The sequence below is a fragment of the Gracilibacillus sp. JCM 18860 genome (assembly GCF_055395245.1).
The window spans coordinates 4,109,668-4,122,545 of record NZ_AP043868.1 but is presented as its reverse complement, the minus strand read 5'-3'; the positions used below and the strand labels follow the sequence as shown (position 1 = coordinate 4,122,545).

At 36.1% G+C, this 12,878-nt stretch carries 12 protein-coding genes; 1 reads left to right on the top strand and 11 read right to left on the bottom strand.

Annotated elements, in window-relative coordinates; translation table 11 throughout:
• Positions 1-36: 36 nt before the first annotated feature.
• From ACZ5R4_RS20035 to ACZ5R4_RS19990, 10 genes are all read right to left on the bottom strand, one after another.
• The gene (locus tag ACZ5R4_RS20035; protein WP_109983602.1) at positions 37-1,086 is read right to left on the bottom strand and encodes a Gfo/Idh/MocA family protein; all 1,050 of its coding nucleotides are present in this window, start codon (positions 1,084-1,086) and stop codon (positions 37-39) included.
• A gap of 14 nt (positions 1,087-1,100) precedes the next feature.
• Positions 1,101-1,964 (bottom strand): sugar phosphate isomerase/epimerase family protein, encoded by an 864-nt coding sequence (locus ACZ5R4_RS20030; RefSeq protein ID WP_277678346.1) that lies wholly within the window; start codon positions 1,962-1,964, stop codon positions 1,101-1,103.
• 107 nt (positions 1,965-2,071) lie between these two features.
• Positions 2,072-3,445 (bottom strand): extracellular solute-binding protein, encoded by a 1,374-nt coding sequence (locus ACZ5R4_RS20025; RefSeq protein ID WP_464367889.1) that lies wholly within the window; start codon positions 3,443-3,445, stop codon positions 2,072-2,074.
• 86 nt (positions 3,446-3,531) lie between these two features.
• On the bottom strand, positions 3,532-4,338 hold the full coding sequence (locus tag ACZ5R4_RS20020) for a carbohydrate ABC transporter permease (protein ID WP_245902280.1): 807 nt from the start codon (positions 4,336-4,338) through the stop codon (positions 3,532-3,534).
• Positions 4,339-4,443: 105 nt separating this feature from the next.
• A complete protein-coding gene (locus tag ACZ5R4_RS20015; protein WP_277678345.1) occupies positions 4,444-5,382 on the bottom strand; it encodes a carbohydrate ABC transporter permease in 939 nt (312 codons plus the stop codon).
• A 34-nt stretch (positions 5,383-5,416) separates the two neighbouring features.
• On the bottom strand, positions 5,417-6,406 hold the full coding sequence (locus ACZ5R4_RS20010; RefSeq protein ID WP_109983606.1) for a Gfo/Idh/MocA family protein: 990 nt from the start codon (positions 6,404-6,406) through the stop codon (positions 5,417-5,419).
• A complete protein-coding gene (locus ACZ5R4_RS20005) occupies positions 6,403-7,395 on the bottom strand; it encodes a Gfo/Idh/MocA family protein (protein WP_277678344.1) in 993 nt (330 codons plus the stop codon). The genes ACZ5R4_RS20010 and ACZ5R4_RS20005 overlap by 4 nt, the downstream gene beginning before the upstream one ends.
• 24 nt (positions 7,396-7,419) lie before the next feature.
• On the bottom strand, positions 7,420-8,385 hold the full coding sequence (locus tag ACZ5R4_RS20000; RefSeq protein ID WP_277678343.1) for a Gfo/Idh/MocA family protein: 966 nt from the start codon (positions 8,383-8,385) through the stop codon (positions 7,420-7,422).
• A 2-nt stretch (positions 8,386-8,387) separates the two neighbouring features.
• Entirely contained in the window at positions 8,388-9,224 is an 837-nt protein-coding gene (locus ACZ5R4_RS19995; protein WP_054859842.1) for a TIM barrel protein, read from the bottom strand.
• 18 nt (positions 9,225-9,242) lie between these two features.
• Positions 9,243-10,478, bottom strand: coding sequence for an ROK family transcriptional regulator (locus ACZ5R4_RS19990; protein WP_109983610.1), 1,236 nt, complete (start codon positions 10,476-10,478; stop codon positions 9,243-9,245).
• 338 nt (positions 10,479-10,816) lie between these two features.
• Between ACZ5R4_RS19990 and ACZ5R4_RS19985 the strand changes: the two genes are divergently transcribed.
• On the top strand, positions 10,817-11,608 hold the full coding sequence (locus ACZ5R4_RS19985; protein ID WP_109983611.1) for an alpha/beta fold hydrolase: 792 nt from the start codon (positions 10,817-10,819) through the stop codon (positions 11,606-11,608).
• Positions 11,609-11,711: 103 nt separating this feature from the next.
• Here the strand turns inward: ACZ5R4_RS19985 and ACZ5R4_RS19980 are convergent, their stop codons facing one another.
• On the bottom strand, positions 11,712-12,866 hold the full coding sequence (locus ACZ5R4_RS19980; protein WP_464367888.1) for a Gfo/Idh/MocA family protein: 1,155 nt from the start codon (positions 12,864-12,866) through the stop codon (positions 11,712-11,714).
• Positions 12,867-12,878 lie beyond the last annotated feature (12 nt).

Below are 12,878 nucleotides of genomic sequence, written 5' to 3'. Positions count from 1 at the left end.
TACCAAACAAATGATACAAGGTTTTTTTAATCTAATTTAAAACTGGACTTCGATTCCTTTTTCACTCGATTCATAAATACCACAAAGTATCTTCATTATTTCAACACCATCTTCCACAGGGCTAAAAGTTTGTGTTTCACCTTTTACACTTGCAATAAAATGATCAATTTCATTTTGAAAGGCCTGCACAAAGTCAAAGGATTTATTGTCTATTTGTGGAGCGGCATTTAAAATAGTATTATATCTCTCTGTAATTACATGTAGTTCTGGCTCTAGTTCGATTCCTCCGTTTTCTCCATAGAGATTTACAGTAATCATATCTTCTTTGGCGTGAAGAGTAAAACTAACATCTACCATTAGAGATGCTCCATTTTCAAAACGAATAATAGCATTTGCTAAATCTTCAACAGTATTTTTACTTGGATCATAATCTGCCGCTTGATAAAATGATAAATTTTCAACATTTGAGCGGTTACCAAGCTTACTATATGTATTTCCACTAACTGACTTCACTTTTGGCTTACCCATTAAGTACCAACATATATCAATAACATGTACACCTAAGTCTATTAGTGGGCCGCCTCCTGAACGTTCTTTATCAGCAAACCAACCACCTGGATTTCCCAATCTTCGTAAACATGAAGCTTTTGCATAATAAATTTCACCTAAATCCCCGCCATCGACAAATTTTTTAACAATTTTGGTGTTTGTCGCATATCTGCGCACAAAGCCTACTTGTAAAATTTTACCGCTACTTTTAACGGCCTCCTCCACTTTCAATGCTTCTTCTACTGTTTTACAGAGAGGCTTTTCTACTAGAACGTGCTTCCCTGATTGTAAGGAAGCAATAGCTATTTCAGCATGTGTATTGTTCCATGTACATATGCTTACTGCTTCAATATCTTTATTTGCTAGCAATTGAAGATAATCTGTGTATACATGTGTTGCTTGATATTTATTTGCTTTTTCATTGGCCCTTTTTTTATTCAGATCACAAATTGCAAAAATCTCCACTTCTGGATGATGATGATATGACTCTAAGTGACTTTCAGAGATTGATCCAGCTCCAATGATACCTATTTTCATGTTAAAATCCTCCTTTATATTTCGTTCCACATTCTTCGAAGATTGTCTAGGCTAAGCTTTGATGCCCGCCTGCTATCCTCCATACCTTCAAACTCGACAGATAGATATCCGTCATATCCATTATCTTTTATTACTCTTAGAACTTCTCTCATCGGAATGTCACCATGACCCACTATGGCACCGCGTAGATAATCTCCAGAAATAGTCTCTAGCCACCCTTCTCCTGGATATAGATGGGCAGGACGATGATAAAAATCTTTTATATGCACCATTGAGGCATAACGTATATTTTTCTTAACAGCTGTAACAGGATTTTCATCCGCACACAAGAAATTACCAACATCTAAAGTCGTCTTAAAATTCGCACGGTTTACATGGTGAAGAACAGTTTGAACTCGATCACTAGCTTGCACATAATAACCATGATTTTCAATACTTGTAGTTATGCCGTATTGGCTTGCATAATTAGCAATTTCTTGACAGGCCTCCACAAGCATTGGTAAATCTGCTTCGAAATTTGCAATGGATGTTTCGGGAATCGGTCTCCAAGCAATATCATGACGCATCAGTTTAACACCTAGTTGATGTGCAATATCTACCTCTTTTTTCACACGATCCATTTCTGCTTGATAACTTTCTTTATTAGGTTGTAGAAAATTCGCACCAATCGCATAATTGGATATATCTAGACCAAGTTCTTTTGCCTTATTGCGGACCTTCTCTATTTGAGTTTGATCTTCTAATGTAAAACCCAAATTAGGTACTAATTCAACATGTTCTCCCCCTTGTTCTGTGATCCATTCCATTACATCAAGAATAGTCATTTCGCCAGATTTCAAAGTAGCAAACAAGCTATATGAGCTTAACCCTATTTTCATGCCTATAAATCTCCTTTATTTTGAATTTCAGCTTACTAGTTGCGTCATTTTCCTCTATTAGGTGAGCGTAGGGGAACAAAAACATCCTCTACACTCACCAGCTTCTATTATTGATTAGCGGACCATTTTTCAGCTCTATCTTGAAGATCGTCTAAATAGCTTTGAATATCAGGAGCATCCCCATTGTGCGCTTGGCTAATAAAACCATTTACAGCAGGGGCAATCTCACTTCCAAAGAATGGGTTAGCCTCATCCATTAAGGTCGAATTGGTCACACTAGCGATTTCAGCTGCAGTTTTCATATACTTATCCTGATCTGAAACAAAGTCTGCATCTACTAGAGTTGGAGTATACGTGTATTCTTGATAATTATGCTTTTGGGCTTCATAACCTGTTAAAAACTTTAATACTTCCCAGGACGCTTCCACATTTTGCGTGTCTTTCGCCATAACGAATGGATCGACGGCAACCCAGCCCTCACCTTCAGGCCCCAAGTTAAGAACTGATTCAAAACGCTCTAATAACTCTTCATTAGCAGATGCTCTCACTTCTGCCATTGTACTTGCGCCAGTTGCATCCAGATGGATCGCAATATTATTGTTTTCTAAACCAAAGCTTTCATTTCCTAATGCATTTAAAAAGTCGGAGGGTGGTAACTGAGCAGCTTTTTCTAGCCATTCAAAGACTTTTACCATTTCAGGAGAATTTAAGCTCCAATCTATATTTTTAGGATCATCTAACGTTCCTTCTCCCCCAGTCGCACCATAAGCATGTGTTAGAGCAACAAAGGTAGAGAGATTTAAAGACTTACCATCCAACCATAATCCATAATTTTGTTCGCCTGTCTCAGGATTTTCGCCAGTCATTTGCTTAGCCTTTTCTAGAATTTCTTCAGGAGTTGGATTTTCTGATAAATACTCTACTCCCCATTGGTCAAATAATTGTTTATCATAGATGGTAACCCGTCGTCCCAAAACAGCAGGAATTCCAAAATGAGCAGACTTATCTGGAGACTTAGTACTGTACGAGTTCTCCCATACTCCTTTTAAATATATACTCGGATCAAAATTGGCGTCGTCTTCGATTAAGTCATCTAATTCTCGTAGTAATCCTTGTTGATACCATTGAGTAGCAAAAGCTCCTCCGGTATACAATATATCGACATCACCTGATTGTAACATTGCCGTTTGTTTTGATTGCGCATTTTCCCAGGGAACCTGTGTTAATTCTATCTTAATATTCGGGAATCTAGGTTGAAACTCTTCTTCAATAAAAGTTTGCATGCCTTTGTTCTCTATACCTGTTATTGGATCAATTCCATCTTCTAGCTGAAAACCTGCCAACGCCACCCTAACAGTACCTTCAATCTCAGAGACAACTTCAATATCACTGTTTTGACTATCAGAGCTTGAACTATCTGAACATGCAACAAGTAACGGAATAAATAGAATAACCAACCAACAAACTAATTTACTTCTCATTACTAGCTCCCCTTTTTATTAAGTTTTTTCTTCGTTCGAACCAGCCTAACCATTTATAGAAGTAATCCCTCCTTCTCTTACAATTTTTATTGTTTGATTCCCGATAAAGCAATACTTTCCACGATGTATCTTTGCAGGAATAAATAAGTAATAATAACTGGGAGTAAGCTTACTGTTGTTGCAGCCATAATGACTGATGGTAAAGGAAGAGTTTTATTATACGAAAACATGGCTAACCCGAGTTGAATGGTAAATTTATCTGGAGTTTGCAACGCCAATAGTGGCCACAGCAAATCATTCCAAACCGCCAAGAATTGTAAAATTGTCATCGTTGCTAGAATTGGAACACATAAAGGTAAGTAGACTTTAACAAATACTTGAAATTCATTTGCACCATCGATAATCGCCGCTTCTCTTAAAGTACTTGGAAGCTGATCTATAAAAGATTTTGCTAAAAATGTACCAAATGCAAAATTTAACGCCGGTAAATAAAATGCCCAATAACTATCAAGCAATTCTAACCAGTCAAATAATAAATACTGTGGTATCATGGTCATTTCAAATGGAATCATCATTGTACTTAATGCCAGAACCAATACAATTGTAGCGCCTTTAAATTTTAATTTTGAAATGGCATAGCCAGACAACAGTGCAGATCCTAAGCTTACGACAATTACTCCTACTGAAACGATTAATGAATTTAAAATGTATTTGAACATTGGGATATTTGTAAAGGCTAATTTGTAAGTTTTTAAAGAAAACTCTTCAGGCCAAAAACGTGGTGGGAAAGGTATATTCAACCTTGCTTGCCAATCAAAGCTAGTAAGAACCATCCACAAAAACGGGATGATCATAATGAGTGAGCCTATTGATAAAACTACCATTAATAAGATGTTTCCAAAAAGTCTCTGTTTTTTAGCAGAACGTCCAAAACTCTTGTTAGAATACGACTCCTTTAAATGACTAACACTCGAAGGTTCCAATTATTACACACTCCTTCAATCCAAATTACTATTTTTATTGGCAAATAGTAAAGCAATGGTTAGTACTAATATGATCATAAATAAAATATAGGAAGCGGCAGTTGCTATACCCATTTGTGAGGATAAAAATGCATTTCGATAGATATATAATACAGCTGTCATCAAAGAACCTGCAGGATTACCAGCAGTTCCCCCAATCAACCAAACGTCTGTAAACCTTTTCATTGCAGTTATCGCACCCATAATGACCATAAACAAGATAATTGGCCTTAAGTATGGAACTGTGATATAAAACCATTTTTTGAACCAACTAGCTCCATCCACTTCTGCAGCTTCATATAAATCTCTAGGAACACTAGAAAGTGCTGCAATAAAAATAATAGTGTTATAGCCTAACATTCCCCATAAAGTCATTAGAACAATACTAAACTTTGAAAAAGTCGGATTAGTAAACCATCCAATTGGATCTATACCAATTAGTCCAATTGCATAATTTAAAAGCCCTTCTTTCCCAGGACTAAAAAGAAAAGTAAATAAAATACTAGCAGCAACCAAAGACACCACATTCGGTAAGAAATAGACTCCTTTAAAAAAATTTTTCCATTTTAGCCATGGAACATTATGAATTAATGTTGCTAATATAAAAGAAAGGGAGACACCTAAAATAACGGATAGAATACCCATATAAAGAGTATTGAAAATTGATTTCCAAAACATCGAATCTGTTAATACATATTGATAATTCTTTAATCCTACCCATTCACCAGTTAAGGAATTTGCAGTTTGTTGGAAACTCATCACTAATGCAGCAATCATAGGGTATATTGCAAAACCAAATATACCAATTAACAGTGGTGTGGAGAACAACAATCCCGCCCAGTCTCGAGAACTTAATAATTTCTTTTTTGAGCGAGTAATTGACTTGCTATCTGCCATTTCAGATCCCATTGCCATTTTGACGCACCCCCGTCTCAAGTCCTAGCTATTTTTACAAATCGATTCTGTCCAATTCTACTAGTTTCTTATTGTTTGATGATTGATATGCGGCTTTCACAACTTCTAACGCTCTAAACCCATCTTCACCAGTAATGGAAGGTTCTCTACCTTCTTTCACACAAGAAATGAAGTCTTCTATTAATCCTTGATCCATATCCCTTCCCCATGGTAATTGTTGCACCTTGTTATCCCGATCGTTGTACCATACTAAATGCTGTTTAAAAACATCGATAGATAAATCACCTTTTGTTCCAGTAATTTCCATCGTCACATCCCCCCAAGTAGGAAACGTTTTGGGGCGAGACCAACTAGGATCAATGGAAACAATAATACCTGATTCTAATTCTGCCGATACCATGCCACAATCCTCTACATCAATATCATAAAACTTTGTATCCAATTCTGCGTATATGTTGCGAACTTCATCATTTAGCAACCACCGAGTCAAGTCCAGAAGATGTACAATATGATCAGTTGCTGCTCCGCCCCCTGATAAGGATTTATTGATAAACCAACCACCTGGCATTTGGCCATGATTGGTTCCATTAATCGCAACTATCTTACCAATTTGTCCTGATTCAATGATCTTTTTCACCTGTTGCATTACTGGCGAAAATCGAACTGGATAAGCAATCTGTAGTACAACATTCTCTTGATGACAAGCATCAATCATTGCTTTTGCATCAAGCAAATCCGTAGCGATTGGCTTTTCACATAAAATATGCTTTTTTGCTTTTGCAGCAGCAATCACATGTTCTTTGTGCTTAGCATTTTCCGAGCATACTACTACAGCCTCTATATTAGTAGCTAGGAATTCTTCTAGCACTGTATAACAATGACAATAATATTTTTCTGCCATTTCAACTGCTCTTTTGGCATCTTCATCCCAAATCGCAACTAATTCAACTTCTGGGTGTTCCATTAAATAATGAGCATAAGCAGATGCGTGTAGATGAGCAAAACTAATGATTCCAACTTTCATTCCTGCACCTCCTCTTCAGCAAGATACACTGGCACTCCATTACGAGCAGAAAATATCGTAGCCTGTGCTAATTCAACTGCTTTCACTGCTTCTTCAATGGAAATGATTGGGGAGGCTCCATTGACGATACAATCTTTAAAATGACTTAATTGTTTATAGATGGCGGATTCGGTAACTAATTCTTTCGGCAAATAATCGGAAGATTGATTTGGTTGCTTTGTAGCTATTTGAATTGGCTCTTTACTGTCACTGTTGCCCACAAGCAAACCTTCCTTGCCTGCAATCTCAAAGGAAGACTTCAAACTACTTTCTCCCCAAGAAAGCTCCAAGTGAACAATCACTCCATTTTTCATTCTTAAAATAATTAAAGCATAGTCGAATTCTCTATCATCCTTTTGTTTGATATGTCGAGCCAATACTCTTTCCACATCTCCAAATGTCCATAGCAACCAATCCAAATCATGAATACCTAAATCTAACAATATGCCTCCACTCTTGTCATTGTCTCTAAACCAACGACCTGGAAAAGAAGTCTTCCTTGATAACCGGACCACCCCTACTTCCCCTACCACACCTTGCTTAATCTGTTGACGGAGAAAAGCATATTCTGGATCAAATCGTAGTGTATGACCAACAAAAATTTGAATATCCTTCTCTTTGCTAAGCTGCAGGATTGCTTTTGCTTCGTCTTCATTTAGGCAGAGTGGTTTTTCACAAACAATGGATACCTTTTCATCTGTTCCTATCACCTCTTTCATAGCTTCATAATGTAAAAAGGTTGGTAAACAAATATCAACAATTTCTACTTTCTGATCCTCCAATAAACTTCGGATATCGAGATAAGATGTTGTGTTATACGTTTCCGCTAACTGCTTTAATTTATCTAGATCTCTACCAACAATTCCCACTACGTCGATATTACTTATCTGTAACCAATTCTCTAGGTGCCGCTGCCCCATTTTCCCCACACCAATTATTGCAACTTTCACCATTTTGCCACCTTCTTTCTTACATTAAGTCAATGGAATAGGTTTACCTAATTCTTGAGATTTGTTTGCAGCTAATGTGACTTCCAGTGTATTTAAACCGCTTTCATAATTAGATAAAATAACAGCTCGATTTCCAGTTAAAACAGCTTCAATAAACGCCTTATCCTGCTCTTCATAGAAATCCACTTTCGAAGGGTATGTGATCGTTGAGTCTTTTTCTACTATCGTTAAATTTACCCCATCTATTACAACGCGAAAATCCTTTCCTAATAATTCGACGCCCATTCGATGATCTGTTTGAGTAAATGAACAATCTAAATGGCCCACAGCACCAGAATTTAATGTAAAATTAACAGATGTGGCATCTGGAATATCAATATTTTCTATATCCTTGAGAACTTGTAGATTCATATTGGCGTAGACTTGATTTATTTCTCCTCCAAGATACCGAATGAGATCCATCGTATGAGTAGCTTGCTCTACTAATTGCCCGCCAGACTTATTCATTTCCCGATACCATGGGGTGGGTACAAAGGAAGTAATATAATGTCCTCGAATCATCGCTATTTGTTTGTCTTTCAAATATTCTTTTGCTTTTTTTACTGTATCTAAATAACGAAGACAGTAGCCAGAAGCACAGAGAATACCAGATTCTTGAATAACTTTTAGTTTGTATCTTGCTGTATCAACATCTAACCCTAAAGGTTTCTCTACCATTAAATGAATTCCTTTTTGAGCAGCCTTTTCTTCAATATCACCATGAGCAAATGGAGGAACACATAAGAACAATGCGTCTACACTTTCTTTTTCCAACATTTCCTCCGCATTCGTATATGCTTTTGCATTATATTTAGAAGCGGTTTTTTCAGCATTTTCTTTTACAATATCACAAATTGAAATGATCTCGACCCTATCATCCTTAGCTAAATTTTTTAAATGTATAGAAGCAATGCCTCCTCCACCAATAAACCCAACTTTTACTTTATCCATTTTTATGCCTCCTTTTCACTAGAATTTAATATCATTTCCATATGCCTCGCTGTATCAATTGCTAATGCTTTAGGATCAATTGTGTATGGCGTGAGCTCTGCGGTGATTGTATCCTGATAACCGATATCATTTAAAGCTTTATTCACTTTGATCCAATCTACATCACCTGCTAGTAATGGAACAAATCCTGTTATATTCCCAACGGCATTACTAAAGTCCTTCACATGGACTTTTCGTATTCGATTTCCTAACAAAGTAATCCATTGTTCAGGGAATCCAAATTGTAATACGTTTCCAACATCGAAATAAACACCCACATAAGCTGAACCTAATTCATCCACATAATTAGCCATTTCTAGAGGAGATAACAAAAATTTATTCCAGACATTTTCAATTCCAATATGTATTTGATACTTCTCTGCAAATGGTATAACTTTTTTTAATTCCTGTTGGCTTCGATGGTAACAGTCTGAATAAGCTACTTCCTTTGTCACGACTCCTGGTACTACAAGTACTGTATCAATATCCATTAGAGCAGCAAACTCAATTTGCTTTTCTATCACCTTCCTCGCTTGTTGACGCACTGATTCATCAGGATCTGAGAGAGGTGATTCCCAAAACAACCCCGTCGATAAGCTTCTTAATTGCAAGTCATACGAATCTGCTAATTGTTTAATTTGCTTAATATCATCGGATGTTGAATCCATTGTTAATCCTACACCACCAGATGGATTCACATTCAGCTCCACAGCATCAAATCCAGCTTCTTTACTATAGCTAAATACTTTTTCTAGTGGCGTGCCTTCAGGATAACACCATTGATTAATACCTTTTAGCATAATACCCCTCCTATTTGTTTACGTACTTCTATTAAGTCTTATTTCATCATGGGTTAATTTAAATTGAAATTTATCTTGTAATAACACGGATGCAGCTCCTATCATTTCAAATTCTTCTCCTAGTGAAGCGATTTTTATATTTACATCTTTATATAGTGTTTTTAGCGATCGATCTTCAACCAAATGACTAAGTCTGTTAAATAATAATTTGTTATTATTCGTTATCTCACCTCCCAAAATAATGATATCTGGGTTAAATAAATGAACGAGATTCACTAAACCCGCTGCTAAGTAAAAAGAAACTTCGTTTAGTACTTCATTTGCCAGCTCATCTCCTGCATTTATTGCTTGGGTAAAATGTTCAGGTAAAATTGATTCGTTCTTACCATTTGATAAATCTGTTAGTAATGTATTTTTTCCATTTTTTATTGCTGTAATTAACCTTTCATGAATGGATGGCCAACTAACATAATTTTCTAAACAGCCTTTGTTTCCACACTCACAAGGCTTTCCATTAATATTAATCGTGGTATGCCCGAATTCACCCGAGCCTCCTTTAACTCCTCTTGCGAGCGAGTCATTTACAATAATGCCAGCACCAAGTCCATCCCCTATCGTAATATAAACCATATTTTTATATTCCTGGTATAGGCCAAAATTTTTCTCAGCTAATACATACGCATTTGTATCATTATCAAGCCAAGTTGGAAGCTCTAATCTATTTTCGACGATGTTCTTCAAGTACACATTATTTAATTGAAGTTTTGGATTGTGGTGAATAATTCCTTGATAAGCATCCACAATTCCCTGTGTAATTATTGAAATACCTACACAAATTCTATTATCCTTTCGTTCAGTCAAAAATCCATGCAACAACTCCAGTAAATACTCAATTAAATGTTCATTCGTATACCCATTCGTTAAATAAACATTTTTTTGGTTTATCTTTGCCTCCAAGTTCATATCTGCAATGGTAATTTTGGAATATGATATTGATACTCCAATTAAATAATGATTATCTGGAGAAAACTGAAGTAAAATTGGTTTTCTACCACCACTTGATAATCCAGTTCCATTTTCATTGACCAATCTTTCCCTTATCAGATCTTGGACTGCAGATGTTACGGTGGTTGGGCTAAGTTCATTTTTTTTAGCGATCTCACTTCTCGAAATTGGTCCATATCTACGAATAGTGTCTAATACAATGGAGCGGTTTAATTCTTGAATTAATTTTAAATCCCCAGTTCTTTTCATCTATTCTCATTCCTGTTCTGTTGTAATAAACTTGTTTATTTCTATCTTACTTTTTCCACCGCGATTATTAAGTTGATGTAAAAAAATATTGGAATACTATATATAATGATTTTTACAGCTAACTTATTCCAATCAGCTGATTAAGTTACGGAGAATATATCACAATATTGTAAGCGTTGTCAACACAAAAAATTAAACTCATTGCTGCGTAATATTTTTTAAGCTTAATGAATAATAATTCCTTAAGATTTTTATTATAGCAATTGATAAGAAATGATGAAAAGATACAATTGATAAAATAAGTAGAGGATAACATTATTGTGAAGGGATGAAAAAAAGTGAATATTGTTCAATCCAAAGATGGTACGCAAATAGCTTATGATGTGCTAGGTAAAGGGCCAGTTCTTATTTTTATTACAGGGGCCACATGTTTTCGTTCATTTGAACCTGTAATACATGATGCATCAACCTTTGCGCAACAATTTACTGTTTACAATTACGATAGACGTGGACGTGGGGACAGTTCCAACACTCTACCTTATTCGATAGAAAAAGAAATAGACGATTTGGAAGCATTAATTGATGAAGCCGGAGGAGACGTACATTTATATGGACACTCATCTGGAGCGATTATTGCACTTGAGGCAGCTATCAGGTTGGATAATAAAATCAATAAGGTAGTTCTATATGATCCTCCTTATGTCGAAGATGAAGCAGCCAAAAAAGAATTTAACCAATTAAAAGAACAACTAAATGAACTACTTGAGCAAAAAAAATATGCTGAGGCACTTGCCTTTTTCTTAGAGGGTATTGGTATTCCAAGAGAAGTAATTGACGGAATGTTTCGCCAATCACCTCAATGGAATAGCATGCTGAAAATTGCCCCAACTCTTGCCTATGACACGATGTTAGCAAGTGATTTAGCCCCTTTAAAAAAAGCTTCAAAAGTCACTGTTCCAGTACAAATCATTGTTGGTAAGGAAAATCCAAAGAACATGCAAGAGGTTGCTAAACAATTGAGTGAAGCAATCCCAAATGCCAAACTTATTGAATTAGAGGGGCAAAATCATATGCCAGATCCTAAATTGGTGCTGCAAATCATGTCGAGCTTCTTAAAAGCCCACAGGTAATAAGAATATTCAACTATTAATGGCGGCTGCTTATAGTCGCCATTTCTATTGTCAGTTTCGATATGGAATCGCTATTTAGCTATATCTTTCATCTATCCTCTCATCATTCCTTATTACCTCCAGAAGTAATTCTGTTATCAGTAAAATTTTCAACTGCTTTCTTTTTTTCATAAAAATGATGCGCATTCTGTAGAATTCCTTCTCTTGTATAAAAAAGACTTTCTTCATTTAGTGGTAGCTTGACCGTTTTTCCCAATTGGGCAGATTCATAGATGGCCGTGATCAATTCAAGTGTATTTCTTCCTTGCTTACCATCGATTAATACTTCCGCTTCCCCGAGAATTGCTGATAAAATATTATCAATTTGCCCCAGATGACCCTCAAATGCTAAATCAGATAATTGGTCATAGCTTCGTTGTATTTGTTCATTTAAATCATTATCATCTTCTGGAAAACCATTTTCTCTTGATTTAGAAGCTACTACTTTCCAAGGAGCTGAAACTCTAGCATTTTTCCCTTGAAAAATAAGCTGTTGCTCCTCTCCATGATGAACGACTGAACTCGTAATTTGAGCTAAACTGCCATCCTCATATTTCGCTATTGCTATGGACATATCCTCAACTTCCGCATTATCATGAGACGTATTGCTTGTGACAGCAGTGATCTCACCAGGCATACCATTCATCCACTGGAAAATATCAATATGATGAACAGCGTGATTCAACGTACAGCCACCACCTTCTTTTTCCCAAGTGCCCCGCCACCACAAATCGTAATAGCTGTGCCCTCTCCACCAATGTGAATCTACTTGTGTATGCACAATTGGTCCCATCAGCTTCGTATCTAAAATTTGCTTTAACTTCATCATAGGTGTTGTGAAACGATTTTGTGCGACAACAGATAAAATTTTATGATTTTGTGCTGCTGCTCTATTCATTGCATCACATTCCTTTAAGGAAGAAGCCATAGGTTTTTCTACTAAAACATGCTTTCCGGCGTTTAAAAAATCTATCGCAATATCAGCATGTGTATATGGTGGGGTACAAATGGATACTAAATCAATATTTTCATTTGTTAAAAAATCTTGATAATCCTTACTTATATCAACCTTTAATTGATGTTTTATTGCTTTTTCCTTCGCTTTCTCTACATAAAAATCACATAGTGCCACAATATTACATCTGTTTTGGAATTTCAGATAGGCATGAATATGGGCATCGGAAATCGCGCCTGTACCAATAATTGCAACATTAATCATTCTTCCATCCTC